Genomic DNA, 18845 nt, shown 5'->3' on the forward strand with positions numbered 1-18845 from the left:
AGCTTCACCGGTCCGGAGGGCCACATGTCGTCAGAGCTCGATCACGCACAAACCATACGCCGGCTGGCCGAGTTGCGGCAGGAGCACCGCGACCTCGACGCCGCGATCGAACGCCTCGGGCTCGACCCCACCGCCGACCATCTGCAGCTGCGCCGCCTGAAGAAGCGCAAGCTGATGATCAAGGACTGCGTGACCCGGCTGGAAAGCCTGCTGATCCCCGACCTCGACGCCTAGGCGCGCGAGGCGAGGTCCTGCTTCTCCGCCGCCGCCCGAGCGGTTTCCGGCGAGATCGTCATGATCGTGTGGCGCAGCTCGCGGCCCAGGATCACCTTCGCGTCGGTCGCCCAGGTGCCCATGCGCTCGTCAAACACCAGCCGCGACTCCGGACCCAGCCACACCAGCTTCATTTCGCGCAGCTTCTGGATGAAGCCGCGGAACAGCGCGCGATCGAAGAACTCCGGTGCCGCCGGCGCGTAGAGCAGGCTGAGGCGCTGTGCGGTGAGGTGGCACAGGTTCTCCAGCTCGCCCGAGCTCAGCGTGCCCGGGCCATTCTTGACCAGGATCGCGATCGCGATGAAATAGCGCTCGAAGGCCTGCTGCAGGCTGTGGGCGATCGCGCGCAGGCGGAAAACCTCGTCGGTCTGGCCCGGTCCGCGGGCCAGGATGCCGCCTTCCTCCTCGGAGGCCACGTGCAGCAGGCCCTCCTCGACGAACACGTCGACGGTTCGGTCCAGGCGCTCGGAAAACGCGTCCGCATCCCAGGGCAGGAACAGCTCGTGCTGGATGAAGGGGTAGATCATCCGGCCCAGGCGCAGCACGCCGGAGCGGCTCATGCGCCGGTTGTTCTGGAAGCAGCACGCCACCCAGGAGGCCGCGGCGAACAGGTGCACGGAGTTGTTGCGGTAGTAGGACTGCAGCACCGCCGTCTCGCCCTCCACCGAGATCACGTCGCCCATCGGGTGGCGGGTGCGCACCAGCACGCCGATCTTCTCGCCGTACTCCACGATCTGCTCCGGACGCAGCGGCGTCACCGTCACCCGGTCGGAATAGGGCAGCTTCGACAGCAGCTTCTTCGACAGCGCCAGCTGCGACAGCAGGTCCACCTCGCTCATCGCGTGCTTGGGCGTGGACAGCAGCGCCAGCGCCAGCAGGTTCACCGGGTTCACGTCGGCGGCGCGGTTGATGTTGACCATGATCCGGCGCGAGGCGTCGTCGACCAGCGGGTTGAGCCAGGCCGGCTTGTCCTCCGGCAGGACCCCCTGCTCGCGCCAGTCCGGCGCGTGCCCGGCCAGCAGGTCGTCGAGCAGGATCGGCTCGCCGAAGTTCACCACCACCTTGCCGTAATGCTTGCGCAGGATGCCGGCGATGCCCTTGAGCAGCGCCCAGATCGTTTCCTTCTGCTTCGGCCGGCCGGAGAGCTCGTCGAGGTAGCTCTCGCCCTCCATGACCTTCTCGTAGCCGATGTAGACGGGCTGGAACAGCACCGGCCGCCGCGGCTGGCGCAGGTAGCCCTTCACCGTCATCGCGACCATGCCGCCCTTGGGCTGCAGCAGCCGGCCCGTGCGCGAGCGGCCGCCCTCGATGAAGTACTCGATCGAGAAACCCTCGCCGATGAGCTGCGAGACGTACTCGCCCAGGATCGCCGAGTACAGCTGGCTGCCGCGGATCGAGCGGCGGATGAAGAACGCGCCGCCGCGCCGCAGGATCGGACCGATGACCGGCATGTTCAGGTTGACGCCGGCGACGATGTGCGGCGGCACCACGCCATGCACGTAGAGCAGGAAGCTCAGCAGCAGGTAGTCGATGTGGCTGCGGTGGCAGGGCACGTAGACCACCTCGTGGCCCGGCGCGATCTGCTTGAGCTTGTCGAGGTGGTGCAGGGTGATGCCGTCGTAGATGCGGTTCCAGAACGGGTTGAGCGCGAAACTGGCCGAGCGCACCACCGGGTGCGAGTAGTCCGCCGCGATCTCCCAGGCCATGCCGTGCGCCTTGCGCCAGGCATCGGCATAGGTGCTCGAATCGCGGCGGGCCTGGTCGGCGATCGACTTGCGCACCGGTTCCGCGTCCAGCACCCGGTCCACCAGCAGGCGCCGGTGCGACAGGTCCGGGCCGATGACCGCGGTGCGGATGCGGCGGAAGTGCGCGCGCAGCACGCGTCCGAGCTTGCGCACGGTGCGCTCGGGCTCCAGGCCCTCGGCGAGGATCTCGCGCACCGACACCGGCTTGGAGAACTGCACCAGCGTGTTGCGGCCGTTGAGCAGGATCGCCAGCAGGCGGCGGAAGCGGCCCACCAGGGCCCAGTTCTCCGAGAACAGCACCTGGAACCAGCCGCTTTGCCGGTCCGGCGCCCGGCCAACGAAGATCGACACCGGTACCAGCAGCACGTCGAGCTCGGGATCCCGCCGGTGGGCCTCGACGAGCTGCGCCAGTCCCTCGGAATGGGTCCGGCTGCGCGGACGGCCCGGGCGCAGGCTGCGCCGGCGCGACATCGCCACGTAGGCGCGGCGCGTGCCCAGCGGCTCCCCGGGCAGCGGCCGCAACGGCGACGGCAGGCCCGACTCGCGGCAGGCGCGGTCGAGGATCAACGCGTTGGACACGCCGTAGCGCTCCAGCACGTAGCACACCGGCCGGGCGTCGGGCAGCAGCTGCTCGGGCTCGCCGGGATCCTTGCGCAGGGCGATCCAGGGCGCCAGCAACGCGCCCATCACGCGTGCCCAAAGGGGCGGGCGCGCCGGGGCCGGGTGTCGGTCGGATTCGGTCATCGGGGCAGTCCCGGCACGCGATGCGTGCCGGGGAGGCGGGCTCAGTAGCCGTCCTCGAGATCGTCTTCCTCGACGATCTCCTCGTCCTCGTACTCGGCCGGCTCGTCGAGCACCTCGTCGCGGCCCTCCAGCTCGTCGCGGGCGCTCTGGACCAGGTCGCGGCTGTACCAGCCACCGTCGATGCGCTCCATCGGCACGTCGAAGCTCAGGTCCGAGCCGAGCAGGCGGTACTTCACCCGAACAGACGCGGTGTCACCGGTCTGGGACGCGGCTTCCGCGCTCACCGAGGCCAGCGACTGGTTGATGTCGAAACCGTAGACGGCGAAGAAGTCCTTGCTGCCTTCCCATACGATCGAGGCACGACGCAGCATCTCGTCGTGCTCCATGCGGCGGAAGTCGTCCATCGACTCCACGTCGGTGCGACGGGCGGTGTCGGTCACCACGGAAATGGCTTCGCGCGCCCTGTCGCGGTCGCCGATCGGTGCGGTGCCGACCCAGCCGGCCACGGCGCCGAGCACTTCGCTGGCGTGCTGCTTCTGCTCGGCCGACAGCGTCTCGTTGGCCTGGATGGCCTGGTTGGCGAAGGCGCTGCCCATCGCCACCATCAGCGGCAGCTGCGCCTTGAACTCGGCTTCGTACTGGTTGAGCATCGGCTCGATGTCGGCGTAGATCTGCGCCTCGGCGTCCGGCGCGGTGAGCCTGGCCATCATTTCGCGGAAACGCGCGTCCTCTTCCGGATCGATCGGCGAGGGCTCGGTACGCTGCAACTCCCAATGCTCGCGGGTCTGCTGCTGCAGATCCTCCGGCAGGGAAAGCTGGTTGAAGCGCACCAGGTCGTTCTCGCGCAGTGCTTCGGCCAGTGCTTCGACGGCCGCTGCCGGGTCCGAGGGCGCAGCCTCGGGCGCCTCGTCGCGCTTGCACGCGGCCAGCGACACGACGAGCAGGCCAGCCATGGCCGCGGTGTTGATGAGTTTCATCCGGATCTCCCGAGGGACTGAGGGGTCAATACGGCCGCCACTGTAGTGGCAGGCCAGCAACGTGGACAAGCACGCAGTGTAGCGCCCGGCCACCGATACCGGCGCATCGGGCGCGGCAAGGCTCAGTGCGTGCGCAGCGACCCGCGCTTGATGCGGCGGCGCTCATCGCGCGACAGGCTCCAGTCCTCGCCGAACAGCGAGGACTCCCAGTAGCCGTAGGTCGGGTTGGGCAGCATGAACCAGCGCTCGCCGATGTACCCGCCCGCCGAGGCCATGGCCTGGGCCCGGCTGGCCGGCGAGTTGTCGCCGATATCGATGAAATCGCTGAGCTGGTCGCCGAACTGCATCAGCACGCGGTAGCGCTCGGCCACCCATTGCCGGCGGCACACCTTGTTCTGCCCCTGGTCGGTGCAGCCTTCGACAGGCATGCCCAGGCCCAGGTGCACCGGGACGCCCTGCGCCACCGGGAACCCCACTGCGGCCAGGTTGGCCAGCGTCGCTTCGGCCTGGCCGTGCTCGCGGTTGGTGATGTAGAACACGGTGACCCCCTGGCCGGCGGCGGCGGAGAGGAACTCCACCGCGCCCGGCACCGGCGTGGCGCGGGCCTCCTCGACCCACTCCGCCCAGCTGCCGGTGTCGTACTCGCGGCCCTCCAGCACCAGGCGCGCCTGGTAGGCGGAGTTGTCCAGGATGGTCTCGTCGACATCGACGATGATCGCCGGCGGCAGCCCGGTCCGATCGCCTGCGCGCTCGCCCGGGGCCATCGCGTCCCAGGCCGGGTCGGCCAGGGCCTGGTCGAGCAGCGCGCCCGCAGCGCGGTAGACGGTCAGGGCCGACAGCGCGAACTCTTCGGAGTTCTGCATCCACACGACGGCGTTGAGGTTGTCATCGGCGGCGGGGCCGGGCGTGTGGCGCGGCGCGGGGCCTGCGGCACAGGCCGCCAGGGAAACGAGGCAAGCCAGCGCGAGGAAACGGGAGGCGATCATCGTGGGACCGGTCATGAAAGTGTCACGATTGTACCCAACAGGGCCGCAAGCCCGCCGCCCGGACCTGAGCTCCGGGCCTTCGCCTCAGTCGTCGAACAGCGCGGCGATCGAGGCGAACTGCGCCTTGGCGCGGTCGCGCCGATGCGCCTCGTCGCGCTCCGGATCGGCCCCGTCGCGATGCAGAGCCTCGACCGGCAACTCGTCCAGGAAGCGGCTGGGCGCAAGCTTGTTGAGGCTGCCCCAGCGCTTCACCTCGGCGCTGTGCGACAGCCACAGACCCTGGCGCGCGCGGGTGATGCCGACGTACATCAGCCGGCGCTCCTCCTCCAGCTGCCCCTCCTCGAGGCTGGCCTCGTGTGGCAGGTTGCCGTCCTCGACACCGACGATGAACACGTAGCGGAACTCCAGTCCCTTCGAGGCATGCAGGCTCATCAGCCGTACCGCCTCGCCGGGCTCGCCGCGGTCGGCATGGCTGAGCAGCGCCAGCTGCGCGGCCAGTTCCCCGGGCCCGACCGGCGCCTCGCCGGGGCCCTCGAACCACTCCGCCAGTTCATCGAGGTTGGCGCGCCGGCGCTGGAAGCTCGCCTCGTCCTTGCATTGCGCGCGAAGCGCGGCCAACTGGCCCGAATGCTCGATGAGCTGCTTGACCAGCACCGACGGCGGCACCTTGCGCGCCGCCTCGCGCAGGCGCTTGAGGATTCCCGTGAACTCGCCGAGACCGGCCGCGGCGCGCGGCGTGAGCTGCTTGGTCAGCGCCACCGAGTCGGCCGCCTTCGACAACGGCAGTCCGGCGTGCCGGGCCATCTCCGCCAGCTTCGCCAGCGACGTGGCGCCGACCTCGCGCCGCGGCGCGGCGATCGCGCGCAGGAAGGCCGCGTCGTCGTCGGGATTGGCCAGCACCCGCAGCCAGGCCAGCGCGTCCTTGACCTCGCCCCGGTCCAGGAACGCGGTGCCGCCGGTCAGGTGGTAGGGCACGCGCAGCAGCTGCAGCGCCTTCTCCAGTGGTCGCGACTGGTGGTTGCCACGGAACAGGATCGCGAAATCCCGCCACGGCACCTCTTCGGCCTGGTGCCTGAAGGCGATCTCGCCGGCCACCCGCTCGGCCTCGTGCTCGGCGGTGCGGCACGCCCACACACGAATCGGCGGGCCTTCGTCGTGGTCGCTCCACAGCGTCTTCAGGTGCGCATGCGGGTTGTTGGCGATCAGCCGGTTCGCCGCACTCAGGATGCGGCGGCTGCAGCGGTAGTTCTGCTCGAGCTTGATCACCCGCAGGTCGGGGTAGTCGGCCGCCAGCTGGTCGAGGTTCTCCGGGCGCGCGCCACGCCAGGCATAGATCGACTGGTCGTCGTCGCCGACGCAGGTCATAGCCCCGCGTGGACCGGCCAGTTGCCGCAGCAGCCGGTACTGGGCGCCATTGGTGTCCTGGCATTCGTCCACCAGCAGGTAGCGGATGCGCTCGCGCCAGGCCTCGGCCAGCTCGGGATTCGCCTCCAGCAGGTCCAGCGGCAGGCGGATGAGGTCGTCGAAGTCGACCGCGTTGAAGGTCGCCAGGCGTTGCTGGTAGCGCGCATAGACGTCGGCCGCCTCGCGCTCGCGCGCGGTCTGGGCCGCCTCGGCGGCCTGGGACGGGGTCAACGCCTCGTTCTTGGCCCGCGAGACCAGCTGGCGCACCCCGTCGACCACGTCGTTCTTGCTGCCCTTGGGCAGCAGGTCGCGGATCAGTCCGGTCTGGTCGTCGGTGTCGAAGATGCTGAAGCCTCGCCGCAGCCCGGCGCGCTCGTGCTCGATCTGCAGGAAGCGCAGTCCCATCGAATGGAAGGTCGACACCATCAGGCCTTCGCCGTCGTCGCCGCGCAGCAGCTTGCCGACGCGCTCGCGCATCTCGCGCGCGGCCTTGTTGGTGAACGTGATCGCGGCGATGTGGCGGGCCGGGTGGCGGCCACTGCGCACCAGGTGCGCGATCTTCTCGGTGATCACCCGGGTCTTGCCGCTTCCGGCACCGGCCAGCACCAGCAGCGGGGAATCGACGTGGAGCACCGCTTCACGCTGCGGAGTGTTGAGGCCTTGCATTCGGGAATCGCCGTGGAGGGTCGCAGATCGGAATGGCATTATGGACGAGCCCGGCCACGCGGTCCGAACCGCCCGGCCGACCAGGGAGGGAAACGACGATGTCCATGCGAATCCGGCTGACTGCCGCCCCGGCCCTGGCCGCCGCCCTGCTGATGGCGCTGGGCACGGCCCAGGGCAGCGAACTGCCCGGCGCCGAACCGCCCGGGCGCAGCGATCCGACGCAGCGCGCGATCCTCTCCAGCGACGGCTTCCTCAGCCACCACCCCGACCTGCGCTACCGCATGCAGGGCTCGCGCGCCTTCGAAGACGGCTTCTTCAACGATGCGCTTGCGCACTTCAAGCGCGCCGCCCGGCATGCCGACAAGCCCTCGCAGGCGATGATCGGGGAGATGTACTTCACCGGCAACGGCGTGGAACAGGACCGCGCCCTGGGCTACGCCTGGATGGACCTGGCGGCCGAACGCGCCTACCCGGCCTTCCTCGCGCTCCGCGAGCACTACTGGGCGCAGCTGAGCGAGGCCGAGCGCTCGCGCGCCATCGAGGTGGGCCAGGACGTCTACGCCGAATACGAGGATGCCGCGGCCCAGCCCCGGCTGGAGCGCGAGCTGCGCCGCGGCCGGCGCGGCACCACGGGAAGCCGCGTGGGTTCGGTGGGCAACCTGGTCATCGAACTGCCCGACGGACCCGGCGGCGTGCCGATGCAGGTCCGGGGCGACCAGTTCTACGACAGGCGCTACTGGGAACCGACCGAGTACTGGGCCTGGCAGGACGAGGTCTGGGGCGCACCACTGCGCGGTCGCGTGGAGGTGCTGCCGTTGCGGCAGTCCGACGACGACACGCGCAGCGGCGACGACCGGCGCGAGGCCGGCGACGGTTCGCCCCGCTGAGCGGCGGTCTGCAACGGGCAGGTACAATCGCCGCCGCACCCGAACCACGCCGACCCATGGCCAAGCTCTACTTCTACTACTCGGCGATGAATGCCGGGAAGACCACCTTGCTTCTGCAGAGCGCGCACAACTACCGCGAGCGCGGCATGCGCGTGCTGATCCTGACGCCGCGCCTGGATGACCGCGCCGGCGTGGGCGTGGTCGCCTCGCGCATCGGCCTGAGCGCGGAGGGCGTGGCCTTCCGTGTCCACGACGACCTCGAGCAGCTGGTCCGTCGCGACATCCAGGCCCAGGGCCGGCTGCACTGCATCCTGGTCGACGAGGCGCAGTTCCTGGCCAAGCGGCAGGTCTGGCAGCTCGGCGAGGTCGTCGACTCGCTCGGCATCCCGGTGCTGGCCTACGGGCTGCGCACCGACTTCCGCGGCGATCTGTTCGAGGGCAGCCAGTACCTGCTGGCCTGGGCCGACTCGATGCAGGAGATCAAGACCATCTGCCACACCGGCCGCAAGGCCACGATGGTGGTGCGCGTGGATGACCAGGGCCGGGCCGTCACCGCCGGGCCGCAAGTGCAGATCGGCGGCAACGAGCGCTACGTGTCGGTCAGCCGCGGCGAGTTCAAGCGGATCATGGCCGGCGAGGGCCGTATCGAGCTGCAACAGCCACGGCTGCCGCTCGACGACGCGGACTGAGGCTCAGCGCGCGGCGACGAAGCCCTGGCCATTGGCCAGGTGCTCGCAGCGCTGGCGCGCCCGATTGATCACCTGGTGCCAGCCGGAACGGTTTCCCTGCTCCATCGCACGCACATCGTCGGTGAGCGTGGCCAGCGCGGCCTGCCCGTCGCTGACGTCGCCCTGGCCGCAATGCAGCTCGGCCTCGAGCGCCCGCGCCTGCATGTGCACCAGGGCGCGCGCCGGATCGCTGGCGGGATAGGCCTCCAGCAGGTCTTCAAGCGCGCTGCGCGCTTCGTCGAAATCGCCGCGCTCGGCTGCCAGGCGCACCTGGGCCAGCCGGACCCGGCCCGCCGCCGGCAGCCCGTCCTGGCCCACGTCCAGCACTTCCAGCGCGCCGGCGAGCTCTCGCCCGGCCTCGTTGAGGTCGCCCAGCCCGGCCAGCACCTGCCCGCGCAGCAACCGCGCCTCCAGGCGCATCGGGTGGCGGGGACCGTAAACCGCCTCGATCTCGCCCATCGCGGCGTCGATCACCATGTGCGCCCTGCGGATCTCGCCGCGTTCGAACAGCAACCGCCCCTGGAGCAGTTGCGCGCGGGGTCGCAGCAGGGTGCCGGCATCGCCGACCAGCCCGGCCCGGGCCCGCTGCAGGTGGTCGGCCGCCTCGGCCAGGCGACCCTCGCCGATCGACACGGCGGTGAGCAGCAGTCGCGTCTCGGCCGCGTCGCGCTGGCGCTCGCCATAGCGTGCGTTCAACTCGCGCAGCGACAGTTCCCCCAGGCGCCGGGCATGCCCGAGGTCGCCCAGCTCCAGCGCCACCTCGGCCAGCTGGCGCTGTACCGACAACGTCGCCGGGTGCAGCGCGCCGAAGTTCAGCAACGCGTCCTCGAGGGCCTGCCTTCCATCGCCTTCGGCGCGGGCCAGCTGGCCTTGCTGCAACTGCACCGTCGCCATCTGGCGCCACAGGTCGGTGGACTGGGCGGAACGGTCGCCACCACCCCGCCGCAGCAGCTGCATGGCCTGGTCCAGGCGCTGCATCGCGGCGGCCGGACGGCCGGCGCGGGCCTCCATGCGCGCCACGTCCACCAGGCTGTCGGCCTCGTCAAGCGGCCGGTCGCTGCGCAATTCCAGCGCCTTCTGGAAATGGGCAGTGGCCTCCGGCTGATGCGCCAGCTCCTCGTGGCAGCGACCCAGCTGGGTGTGCACGTCGGCAAGCAGCGGCCATTCCCGCGCGGACACCCCGCCGTGGGTGTCGAGCACTTCACCCAGGCGGGCCGTGCATTCCCTGGGCTGGCCGCTGTGGCGCAGGGCGCGCCCTTGCTGGGCCGCCGAGGAGAGCACCAGCGCTGGTGGAACACGGCCACCGACCGCATCGATCGAGGCGTGTTGCTCCTCGAGCACCAGCAGCGCCTGCTCGTGGTTGCCCAGTCCGTTGTGCAGGCGCGCGATCAGCCCGAGCAGCTCGGCGCGGGATTCGGGCTGCGCAGCCAGCTCGTGGTTGGCCCGGCGCATGCCCTCGTCGAGCAGGTGACGCAGGTCGACGTTGCCACCGCCGCTGTCGCGCCCGCTGGTCTCGAACAGTGCGACGACGAAATTCTGCATGGCCTGTGCACGCCGTGCTTCCTGCACCGCGTGTTGCGCCTGCCAGTGCACGGCCCCCAGCCCCAGGCCGAGCAGGGTCACCGTCATCGCGGCGGTGCCGAGCGCCACGGCGTGGCGGCTGGCGAACTTGCCCAGGCGGTAGGTGAAGCTTTGGGCGCGGGCCCCGACCGGCCGGCCTTCCAGGTGCCGCACCAGGTCGTGGCACAGCGCCTCGGCCGAGGGGTAACGCTGCTGCGGCGACTTGCGCAGGGCCTTGAGGATGATGTTGTCGAGATCGCCGGAGAGGCGACGCGCCAGCTTCCTGCGTGCCGACGTCCGCGCGGTTTCGCGCGAGACGGCCAGCGACGGCCGCACCGGCTCCGCCTCCAGGATCGCCTCTTCCCAGCCGGCATCGCTGTCGCGCTTGAGCACGTAGGGCCGCTGCTCGGTCAGCAGCTCGTAGAGCACCACGCCCAGCGCGTACACGTCGGTCATCGTCGTGATCGGCTCGCCGCGGATCTGCTCGGGTGCCGCGTAGTGCAGCGTGAACGGCCGGCTTTCCGCGCGGGTGATCTGGGTCTGGTCGTGGCGGGGCGAATCGAGCAGCTTGGCGATGCCGAAGTCGAGCAGGCGCACGTCGCCCGCCGGCGTCACCAGGATGTTGGAGGGCTTGAGGTCACGGTGCACGACGAGGTTGGCGTGCGCGTGGCTGACCGCGCCGCACACCTGCACGAACAGGCGCAGCCGCTCGACGGCGTCGAGGCCGAGGCGCTTGGCGTAGTCGGTGATCGCCTCGCCGTTGATGAACTCGATCGCGAGGTAGGGACGGCCGTCGTCGCTGGTGCCGGCATCGAGCAGGCGGGCGATGTTGGCATGCCCCAGTCGCGCGAGGATCTGCCGTTCGCGATGGAAGCGCGAGCGCAGGTTCGGGTCTGCGTAGCCGGCGCGCAGCAGCTTGAGGGCGACGCGGCGCTCGTACAGGCCATCGGCACGCGATGCCTGCCAGACCTGGCCCATGCCGCCTTCCCCGACCATCTGCTCCAGCCGGTAGGGGCCGATCAGGTCGCCCTCGTGCGCGGTGGTCGCCACGTCCTCCAGGATCGGGCGGGCCATGAAGTCGGGCGTCGCCTCCTCCAGCGCCAGCAGCCGGCGCAGTTCCTCGGCCTGGTCGGGGTGCTCCCGGGTGATCGAGGCCAGGCGTTGCTCACGCTGCTCGGGCGAGAGCTCCAACAGCTCGTCGAGCAGCGGGGAGAGTTGCAGCCATTCCTCGGGTGACATGGCCGCGGGCGATCCTAGTTTTCCTGCAGGGATGCCAGCAGGAACAGGCGGGCCTTCTGCCAGTCGCGGCGGATGCTGCGTTCCGACCGGCTCTGCGCCGAGGCGATCTCCGCCTCGGACAGGCCGGCGAAGTAGCGCATCTCGACGACCTGGGCCAGCCGCTTGTCGACGCCGGAAAGCCGGTTGAGCGCGTCGTCGAGCGCCAGCATGTCGTCATCCAGGCGGATGCCGCCGCCGGCGTCTTCGGGCAACTCGGTCACCCGGTGCAGGTCGCCACCGCGCTTCTGCGCCAGGCGCTGGCGGGCGTAGTCGACCACCACGCTGCGCATCGCCGAGGCGGCGTAGGCGAAGAAGTGGGCGCGATCATCGAAATGCGGCTCCGCGCGCCCGGCCAGTTTCATGTAGGCCTCGTGCACCAGCGCGGTGGCATTGAGCGTCTGGCCGCGCTGGCCACCCAACTGGCGGCGCGCCATCTGGTGCAGCTCGCGGTACAGGCGTGCCAGTACCTGGTCGAGCGCGGCGCGGTCGCCGTCACGCGCGGCGGACAGCCAGCGCGTGATGTCACCCTCGTCAGCCGGTGACTTCAACCCTGTGTCGTCCATGGGGCCCCCATCCGGTGGTGCGGACGTCCATGGTAACGCCGCAGCGACCGCTTCGCGCATCCCTGTCGAAATTGGCTGCTTGTCAGCGCTGGCAGCCCGGGCACCATACGCTCGCCCGCTGGCCGATGCGTGCCGAACGCAGCGCCCGGCCACAGGCACGGCAGCTTTCGCCTTCGCGGCCGTACACCCACAGCTCCTGCTCGAAGTACCCCGGGGCGCCGTCCGGGGCCAGGAAGTCGCGCAAGGTGGTCCCGCCGCGCTCGATCGCGTGCCCGAGGATGGCCTTGATCGCATCGCCCAGCCGCCGGTAGCGCGCCAGCGAGATGGCTCCGGCCGGGCGCAGCGGATGGATGCCGGCGCGGAACAGGCTTTCCGCGGCGTAGATGTTGCCCACGCCGACCACGGTGCGCTGGTCCATCAGGAAGCTCTTCACCGGTGCACGGCGCCGCGCGAGAGCCTGTGCAGGAGTTCGCCGTCGAACTCGTCCGACAGGGGCTCCGGCCCCAGCCCCGCCAGCAGCGGATGCTGCTCTCCCGGGGCCTGCCACAGCAGGCAGCCGAAGCGGCGCGGGTCGGTGAAGCGCAGCACCCGGCCCGAGTCCAGCAGCACGTCGACATGGTCGTGGGGGCCGGGGGGCACCTCGGCGGGGAGCACCCGCAGCATCCCGGACATGCCCAGGTGCAGCAGCGCACTGCCGGCCTGCGTCCCCAGCAGCAGGTACTTCGCCCGGCGCTCGACGCTGTCGATCCGCTGCCCGGGCCACCGCGCCGTGACCGCGTCGGGGATCGGCCAGCGCAGGTCCGGACGCCGCAGCACCACGCGGGCCACGTGCCGACCGAGCAGATGCGGCGCGAGGCCGCGGCGGGTGGTCTCGACTTCAGGCAGTTCCGGCATTCAGTTGGCTCTTCGCAAAGGTGAACCGCGCAACGGGGGGCGTTGGCGCGCGTGCCCGGTCAAGGGCATCATGGATGTGCAACCCTCCGGAGTCCTCCATGTTATCCAGCTTGCTCTCCTGGCTCGACGGCGGCTTTACCGGCGCCGGCATCGGCGCCATGGCCCTGTACCTGCTCGTGGTCACCCAGCTCACGATCTTTTCGGTCACGCTGTTCCTGCACCGCAGCCAGGCCCATCGCGGCGTGGACTTCCACCCGGTGCTCACGCACTTCTTCCGCTTCTGGGTGTGGCTCACCACGGCCATGCGGACCAAGGAGTGGGTGGCGATCCACCGCAAGCACCATGCCCACTGCGAGACCGAGGAAGACCCGCACAGCCCGCGCGTGCATGGCATCAACCAGGTGCTGTGGCGCGGCGTCGAGCTTTACCAGGAAGAGACCAGCAACGAGGCGACGATGACCAAGTACGGTCGCGGCACGCCCGACGACTGGATCGAGCGCAAGCTCTACCACCCGCTCAATGCGGTCGGCCCGACGCTGATGCTGTTCATCAACTTCGCGCTGTTCGGCGTCGCCGGCATCGCCGTGTGGGCGCTTCAGATGGTGTGGATTCCGTTCTGGGCTGCCGGCGTGGTCAATGGCCTCGGCCACTGGTGGGGCTACCGCAACTTCGAGACTGCCGACACCGCCACGAACCTGACGCCGTGGGCGTTCTGGATCGGCGGCGAGGAGCTGCACAACAACCACCACACCTTCCCCAGTTCGGCGAAGTTCGCGCTGCGCCGCTGGGAGTTCGACATCGGCTGGGTCGCGATCCGCGGCTTCGAGAAGCTGGGCCTGGCCAAGGTCCTGCGCGTCGCCCCGGCGCTGGACCAGCGCCCGAACATCGCGATTCCCGACGGCGAGACGCTCAAGGCGGTATTGACGCACCGCTACCAGGTCATGACGGACTTCTACCGCCTGGTGCTGGTGCCCTCCCTGCGCGAGGAAATGCACAACGCCGGCAAGAGCCTGCGCGCGATCCCGCGCAAGCTGCGCAAGGGCCTGCTGGATGGCGGCCGCTGGCTCGACGAGGCCGGCCGCGAGAAGCTCAACACGCTGGTCGAACACCGGCCGAAGCTGGGCACCGTGGTGGAATACCGCCAGCGCCTGAGCGCGATCATGGAGATCCGCTCGCCCGATGCGATGCTGCACGGCCTGCAGGAATGGGTGCGCGAGGCCGAGGCTTCCGGCATCCGCGCGCTCGAGGAGTTCTCCCGGCGCCTGCGCAGCTACGCGCTGGTTCCGACGCGGGCGAACTGAGCAAACGATGCGACCCGCATCGGCCGCCTGCATCGCGGGCTGCGTGATGGCCGGCATGCTGGCGGCGATACTGCCGCCGGCCATGGCGCGCGATCGCGGCGAGTACTTCGCCAGCATCGACCGCGACGGCGACGGCCGCATCAGCCTGGCCGAGTTCCAGGACTACATGTCCCGCGGGTTCCGCGCGATGGACCGCAACGGCGATGGCATCCTGCAGGACCACGAACTGCCCGAGGGCGTGGTCCTGCGCCCGGGCCAGCCCCGGACCCTTTCCGCGCTGCTGGCCAACCTCGAGCGTGCCTTCCACCGCATGGACCGCGACGCAACGGCTGGCTCAGCGAAGCCGAACTGCTGGCCCCACCACCCGGGCCCTAGTTGAGGTCCTTGAGCAGGCGCGAGTGCCGGCGCACCTCGGCCAGCACGTCGCCAAACGTCTCCAGTCCCCGGGCGCGCAGCATCGGGATCATCTTCAGGAACGCGTCGGCGGTGGCGACCGTGTCGCCCATCGCGGTGTGCCGCGCATCCTCGGGGATCGTGATGCCGAGGCGGTGGCTCAGCGCGTCCAGGGAGTGCGGCTCGGGCTGGCCGAACACCACCGCCGAGAGCAGCACCGTGTCCAGCACCGGGTGGTCGAAGCGCGCGCCGATGGCCTGCTCGTGCCGGCGCAGGAACTCCATGTCGAACGGCGCGTTGTGCGCCACCAACACCGCGCCTGCGGCGAAACGGTGGAACTGCGCGCCGGCCTCGGCGATCGTCGGGGCACCGACCACCATCGCATCGGTGATGCCGTGGATGGCCGTCGAGCTGGCCGGTATGCGCCGCTGCGGGTCGACCAGGGTCTCGAACAGCTCGCCCTCGATCTTGCGCCCGTTCACCACCCGCACCGCGGCGATCTGCACGATCTCGTCGACCGAAGGCGTCAGCCCGGTGGTCTCTGTGTCGAAGACCACGTAGGTCAGGTCCTCGAGCCGGGATTCGGCCACCACGTCGTTGCGTGCCTTCGACAGCAGCTCGAAGTCGTACACCACGGTACGGCACATCGGCGGCGGGTGGTGCCCGGCACGGCGTGCGTTGTGCACCGGCAGGCGAACCGCGTGCGACCCGTCGGCCAGCGTCACCAGGTCCAGCCGCGCACCGTGGGTGACCAGCACGTCGCGGCCACTGAGCTCCGGCGTGGACGCATCCATGTCCTCGATCATCCAGGCCTGCAGCGTGTCGCTGTCCAGGCCGTGGCCCTGCCAGGCCAGGTCGACCAGGGCCCCGGGGCCCTCTTCGTCCCGTACCACGAGCCGGAAGGCCCGGGCGTGACCGGCCGCAGCCAGGCGCCGCGCCAGGCCCGCCAGCAGCGACACCATCTGGAAGCCGTCGCAGCGCAGCAACAGGGCCGGGCCCTCGCAATCCAGCCGCAGGCCCTCGGCCTCCAGCTTCGCGCCCAGGCTGTCGGCCAGGTCCTCGCTGCGGGTATGGGCCAGCGGCCGCCAGTCCTCGCGCAGCGCGTCATGGCGCTCGCCCAGCTCGCGGATCGACTCCAGCACCGCGGCCAGCGCGTCCCCGACACCCCCTGCGACCGCCCCGGCGGCGGCGTCGATGCCGCCCCCCTGCGCGCCCAACATTGCCTGCAGCTCGGCCGCCGGCAGTCGCACGCGCTCGAAGATCTCGGCCAGCAGTGCTTCGCGGCTGGCATGGGCGGCCATGTCCGCAGTGACGTCGCGCAGCGTCAGCACGTAGCCGGGTGCGGCCGGGTTCTCCGACCACTCCGAACGCCCGAGCACGCGCATGCGCCCGGCGAGCAGCCGCGTCGATGCGGTCGTGGCGCACAGCAGGTCGGACACCACGTCGGGATCGTTGGCCTGGATCAGGCGCTCGTAGGCGTGCCGCACGGGGCCTTCGCGCAGGTAGTCCAGCAGGTTGCGATCCAGGCCCGGGGCCAGGCCCGCGCCCAGCAGGTCGGAGGCCTGGCCGTTGTAGAACACCAGCTGGTGGTCGGCGGTGCACAGCAACACCGCCACCGGCACATCGGCCAGCAATGTCTCCAGCCGCGCCTTTTCCGACGACAGCCGGGCGGTCTCGCGTGCCACCGACTGCGCCAGCGCACCACGGGTCCGGACCAGGCTGCGCGTCACCTCCGCGGCCGCGGGCGCCAGGTCGCCCAGGTAACGGGCCCGCCCGCGGTCCAGCTCGTCGTCCACCGAAGCGTGGGCGCGTGCGCGCATGGCTGTCGCCAGCGTCTCGATCGCCCGCGCCACATGGGTGTCGAACAACAGCCAGACCCAGGCGATCAACAACAGGCTGACCACGCCCCCCAGCAGCCCGGCCTGGACCAGCGCCGACACCGCCTCGGGCGACGCCACCCGATGCGCGACGAACCACGCGGCACCGCCGATCGCAGCCACGCTGCCCACGCCGAGCGCGGCGAAGAACAGGAAGATGCGCAGCCGCAGGCCCATCGTCGGCCTACCCGTCGCAGGCCGCGCGCAACACCGGGTCGTCGGCCTCGAGCGAGAACCAGCGTGCATTCTGGAGCGAGCCGTCCTCGGCGAAGACCACCTGGTCGAGCAGGTCGGCGCGGCGGTTCCCGGCGCAGTCGAACATCACCCCGAACTGCCGCGAAGGTTCCCAGCGGCCCATCAGGACCACCTGGGTGAGCACCTGGTCGGGCCAGTCCGGGTTGCGGCGGTCGAAGCGGTGGTCGATCGCGATCAGCCGGTTGGTCAGCGGCACGACGTGGGTCCAGGGCCGGTACCAGGAGCGTACCTGGTTGGTCGACGCCACCTCGACCTCCTCGGGCATGTTCATCGTCGCGCGCTCCAGCCACGAATACTCCAGCCAGACCGCCATCGCCAGCATTCCCGCCCCGGCCGCGGCCGGGAAGGTCCATCCGGGCAGCCGCTTGCCGACCAGGAAGTTGACGATCAGTGCGATTCCGGCCACGCCGAAACCGGCGGCGACGATGGCGATGAGTTCGAACAGCATCTCGAAGTCCTAGTTGGGGGCGCCACGGCCGTGGCCGATCGCCGATTGCATGGTGCGCACGACCACGAAGGCATCACGCAGGTGGCCACGTTCGAAGTCGGAGAGCTCCGACGGGTCGAGGTAATTGTCCGGTTTGCGTCCGGCGCGCACCAGCCGTGCCTGGTGCGCCAGGCGCAGCGCTGCGATCAGGTCGTAGGCGTCGACGAGGTCGCGCGCACCGGAAGGGCTGGTGACGCCGGTCTCGCCGGCGGCGACCAGGCGGGCACGGGTGTTCGCCGCAGGGATCCGGCCACGCAGCGCGTACAGACGCCCCAGGTCGGTGACCGGGATCACGCCGTTGAGCTTCATGTCGATGCGGTTGCGGTGCTCACCGCCGCGGATCGTCGCCAGCCCGCGCAGCAGGCCCAGGGGCGGCGTGTGCTGCAGCGAGTTGGAGATCATGTGGGCGGCGAAGATCGAGTTCGACGCCGCCAGCGCCAGCGACCAGGGCTGCAGCTGGCCGAACAGGGGCAGCGCGCCGCTGATCGGCCTGAGGTCGAACATGACGCTGGCCAGCATCTGCGACTCCGGGCTCGGCGTGTCGACCCAGCCGTGGAAGTAGCGCTTCCAGGCACTCAGCGGCTGGCACCAGCGCTCGTTCATCGCCATCATGCCGCCGGGGCAGTACACGTAGCCGGCCTCGTGCATGCCATGGCAAACCGACTTGGCCAGCTCGTGGAACCAGGGCACATCGTCCCGGGTCGCGGAGTCATCGAACAGCAGGCAGTTGTCCTGGTCGGACACGCCGGTCTGCTCCTGCCGCCCCTGCGAACCGCAGGCCAGCCAGACCCAGGGCACCGGTGCAGGCCCCAGGCGCGCCTCGGCAAGCGCGATCAGGCGACAGGTGACCGCGTCGGTCACGTCGGTCAGCAAGCGGGTCGCCACCTCGTGCGGCACGTTGGCTTCGACCAGTTGTGCGAGCAGCTGCGGAATGCGGGCGGTGACCAGGGCCATCTCGCGGGACGAGCCGGCCTCGCCCACGGCGAGCACGAGGTGTGCCGAGGATCGCGCCTGGTAGCGGGTCAGGTCGGTCTGCGTGACGATGCCCAGCAGGGTGCCGTCCTCCACCACGGGCAGATGACCGATGCCACGCTGCAGCATGCGCCGCAGCACGTCCGAGCCGAGCGCGTCGCGGGACAAGGTCTCGGGCTGGGACGTCATCACCTGGGCCACCGGCGTGTGGGCTTCGCGCCGCTCGGCCAGCACGCGCTCGGCCAGGTCGCGCGCGGTTAGGATGCCGCACAATTTCCCGTCCTCCACGACGGCGATGCATGACACGTGGTGATCGCGCATCAGTCCCGCGGCGTGCGCCGCCGTCGCGTCCGGTGCACAGGCCACCACCGGGGTCGACATCAGCATGTCGGCCCGCGCGGTGGCCAGCACTGTCGCTTCGCCGCCGGCCGTGCCGCCGCGCACCGGGCGGAAGTGCCCGGCCACCGCCGGATAGGTGTCGATGAGGCGATGCAGCTGCTCTGCGGGAAGCTTCCATACCCGGGCATCGGCCGTGACGCGTGCGGTGGTGCGGGCCAGGCCGTCGCGCAGCAGGCCCCGCTCGCCGAAGCAGTCGCCGGTGCCCAGCTCGGACACCAACCCGCCCTGGGCCTCGCGGATCTCGACGCCGCCGTGGGCGAGCAGGTGCAGGTGGGTGATCGGGTCTCCGGCGGTGAAGATGGTGGTGCCCGCCGCATGCCGCCCGGACTCGAGCGAGGCCGCGAGCGACTCCAGCTCCGGACCGGCAGCCGGTGGAAGGGCGGCACCGATCGCAGGAACGCGACCCTCTCTTGCAACGCCTTGTCCATGCCGTCCAGCCTATGCCTGTTTCCCGGA

At 70.5% G+C, this 18845-nt stretch carries 14 protein-coding genes and 1 pseudogene; 5 read left to right on the forward strand and 10 right to left on the reverse strand.

The genetic code is table 11. The annotated features are described in order from the left end of the window. Positions 1 to 24: 24 nt before the first annotated feature. Positions 25 to 234 carry a YdcH family protein gene (locus FU658_RS08320; RefSeq protein WP_147891662.1) on the forward strand — a complete coding sequence of 70 codons (210 nt, stop codon included), beginning with the start codon at positions 25 to 27 and terminating at the stop codon, positions 232 to 234. Here FU658_RS08320 and plsB read toward each other — a convergent pair. The 4 genes from plsB to FU658_RS08340 form a co-directional block, all read right to left on the reverse strand. Continuing rightward, the gene (gene plsB / locus FU658_RS08325; RefSeq protein WP_425477602.1) at positions 231 to 2807 is read right to left on the reverse strand and encodes a glycerol-3-phosphate 1-O-acyltransferase PlsB; all 2577 of its coding nucleotides are present in this window, start codon (positions 2805 to 2807) and stop codon (positions 231 to 233) included. The two genes, FU658_RS08320 and plsB, sit on opposite strands and share 4 nt — an antisense overlap. Then, a complete protein-coding gene (locus FU658_RS08330; protein WP_147891664.1) occupies positions 2804 to 3739 on the reverse strand; it encodes a hypothetical protein in 936 nt (311 codons plus the stop codon). Before FU658_RS08330 ends, plsB begins: the two co-directional genes overlap by 4 nt. Before the next feature lie 122 nt (positions 3740 to 3861). Then, positions 3862 to 4725, reverse strand: a complete 864-nt coding sequence (locus tag FU658_RS08335) for a 5'-nucleotidase, lipoprotein e(P4) family (RefSeq protein WP_187266008.1) — start codon at positions 4723 to 4725, stop codon at positions 3862 to 3864. An 84-nt stretch (positions 4726 to 4809) separates the two neighbouring features. Next, positions 4810 to 6795 carry a UvrD-helicase domain-containing protein gene (locus tag FU658_RS08340; protein ID WP_147891666.1) on the reverse strand — a complete coding sequence of 662 codons (1986 nt, stop codon included), beginning with the start codon at positions 6793 to 6795 and terminating at the stop codon, positions 4810 to 4812. A gap of 98 nt (positions 6796 to 6893) precedes the next feature. Here FU658_RS08340 and FU658_RS08345 point away from each other — a divergent pair, with 98 nt between their 5' ends. Beyond that, positions 6894 to 7682: an SEL1-like repeat protein gene (locus tag FU658_RS08345; protein WP_147891667.1), complete on the forward strand. Its 789-nt coding sequence runs from the start codon at positions 6894 to 6896 to the stop codon at positions 7680 to 7682. 56 nt (positions 7683 to 7738) lie between these two features. After that, complete coding sequence (locus FU658_RS08350) at positions 7739 to 8371, forward strand: thymidine kinase (protein ID WP_147891668.1); 633 nt, start codon at positions 7739 to 7741, stop codon at positions 8369 to 8371. A 3-nt stretch (positions 8372 to 8374) separates the two neighbouring features. Here FU658_RS08350 and FU658_RS15665 read toward each other — a convergent pair whose 3' ends face one another. From FU658_RS15665 to mutM, 3 genes and pseudogenes are all read right to left on the reverse strand, one after another. Then, on the reverse strand, positions 8375 to 11209 hold the full coding sequence (locus FU658_RS15665) for a serine/threonine-protein kinase (protein ID WP_147891669.1): 2835 nt from the start codon (positions 11207 to 11209) through the stop codon (positions 8375 to 8377). A 14-nt stretch (positions 11210 to 11223) separates the two neighbouring features. Beyond that, on the reverse strand, positions 11224 to 11811 hold the full coding sequence (locus tag FU658_RS08360; RefSeq protein WP_147891670.1) for an ECF-type sigma factor: 588 nt from the start codon (positions 11809 to 11811) through the stop codon (positions 11224 to 11226). A gap of 82 nt (positions 11812 to 11893) precedes the next feature. Continuing rightward, positions 11894 to 12705: pseudogene (mutM, locus tag FU658_RS08365) on the reverse strand (bifunctional DNA-formamidopyrimidine glycosylase/DNA-(apurinic or apyrimidinic site) lyase). Between the two features lie 98 nt (positions 12706 to 12803). Here mutM and FU658_RS08370 point away from each other — a divergent pair. Both FU658_RS08370 and FU658_RS08375 read left to right on the forward strand, forming a co-directional pair. Then, on the forward strand, positions 12804 to 14006 hold the full coding sequence (locus FU658_RS08370) for a DesA family fatty acid desaturase (protein WP_147891671.1): 1203 nt from the start codon (positions 12804 to 12806) through the stop codon (positions 14004 to 14006). Between the two features lie 7 nt (positions 14007 to 14013). Further along, positions 14014 to 14385 (forward strand): EF-hand domain-containing protein, encoded by a 372-nt coding sequence (locus FU658_RS08375; RefSeq protein WP_255505495.1) that lies wholly within the window; start codon positions 14014 to 14016, stop codon positions 14383 to 14385. Here the strand turns inward: FU658_RS08375 and FU658_RS08380 are convergent. Genes FU658_RS08380 through FU658_RS08390 form a run of 3 tightly spaced genes read right to left on the reverse strand, consistent with a single transcriptional unit; the run spans position 14378 to position 18779 of the window. Then, positions 14378 to 16453, reverse strand: a complete 2076-nt coding sequence (locus tag FU658_RS08380) for a 3'-5' exonuclease (RefSeq protein WP_147891672.1) — start codon at positions 16451 to 16453, stop codon at positions 14378 to 14380. The genes FU658_RS08375 and FU658_RS08380 overlap by 8 nt on opposite strands. A gap of 7 nt (positions 16454 to 16460) precedes the next feature. Continuing rightward, positions 16461 to 16979, reverse strand: a complete 519-nt coding sequence (locus FU658_RS08385; RefSeq protein ID WP_147891673.1) for a hypothetical protein — start codon at positions 16977 to 16979, stop codon at positions 16461 to 16463. A gap of 9 nt (positions 16980 to 16988) precedes the next feature. Further along, positions 16989 to 18779, reverse strand: a complete 1791-nt coding sequence (locus tag FU658_RS08390) for a DUF294 nucleotidyltransferase-like domain-containing protein (RefSeq protein ID WP_321167737.1) — start codon at positions 18777 to 18779, stop codon at positions 16989 to 16991. Between the last annotated feature and the right edge of the window lie 66 nt (positions 18780 to 18845).

Origin of the sequence: Alkalisalibacterium limincola (assembly GCF_008017755.1) — a bacterium.
Lineage (GTDB): Bacteria > Pseudomonadota > Gammaproteobacteria > Xanthomonadales > Xanthomonadaceae > Alkalisalibacterium > Alkalisalibacterium limincola.

Bases quoted from the DNA above. Each gene is read 5' to 3' on its own strand.
- FU658_RS08340 (WP_147891666.1), bottom strand. From the start codon at position 6,795: ATGCAAGGCCTCAACACTCCGCAGCGTGAAGCGGTGCTCCACGTCGAT.
- FU658_RS08345 (WP_147891667.1), top strand. From the start codon at position 6,894: ATGTCCATGCGAATCCGGCTGACTGCCGCCCCGGCCCTGGCCGCCGCC.
- FU658_RS08320 (WP_147891662.1), top strand. From the start codon at position 25: ATGTCGTCAGAGCTCGATCACGCACAAACCATACGCCGGCTGGCCGAG.
- FU658_RS08370 (WP_147891671.1), top strand. From the start codon at position 12,804: ATGTTATCCAGCTTGCTCTCCTGGCTCGACGGCGGCTTTACCGGCGCC.
- FU658_RS08350 (WP_147891668.1), top strand. From the start codon at position 7,739: ATGGCCAAGCTCTACTTCTACTACTCGGCGATGAATGCCGGGAAGACC.
- FU658_RS08380 (WP_147891672.1), bottom strand. From the start codon at position 16,453: ATGGGCCTGCGGCTGCGCATCTTCCTGTTCTTCGCCGCGCTCGGCGTG.
- FU658_RS15665 (WP_147891669.1), bottom strand. From the start codon at position 11,209: ATGTCACCCGAGGAATGGCTGCAACTCTCCCCGCTGCTCGACGAGCTG.
- FU658_RS08385 (WP_147891673.1), bottom strand. From the start codon at position 16,979: ATGCTGTTCGAACTCATCGCCATCGTCGCCGCCGGTTTCGGCGTGGCC.
- FU658_RS08375 (WP_255505495.1), top strand. From the start codon at position 14,014: ATGCGACCCGCATCGGCCGCCTGCATCGCGGGCTGCGTGATGGCCGGC.
- FU658_RS08330 (WP_147891664.1), bottom strand. From the start codon at position 3,739: ATGAAACTCATCAACACCGCGGCCATGGCTGGCCTGCTCGTCGTGTCG.
- FU658_RS08335 (WP_187266008.1), bottom strand. From the start codon at position 4,725: ATGATCGCCTCCCGTTTCCTCGCGCTGGCTTGCCTCGTTTCCCTGGCG.
- FU658_RS08360 (WP_147891670.1), bottom strand. From the start codon at position 11,811: ATGGACGACACAGGGTTGAAGTCACCGGCTGACGAGGGTGACATCACG.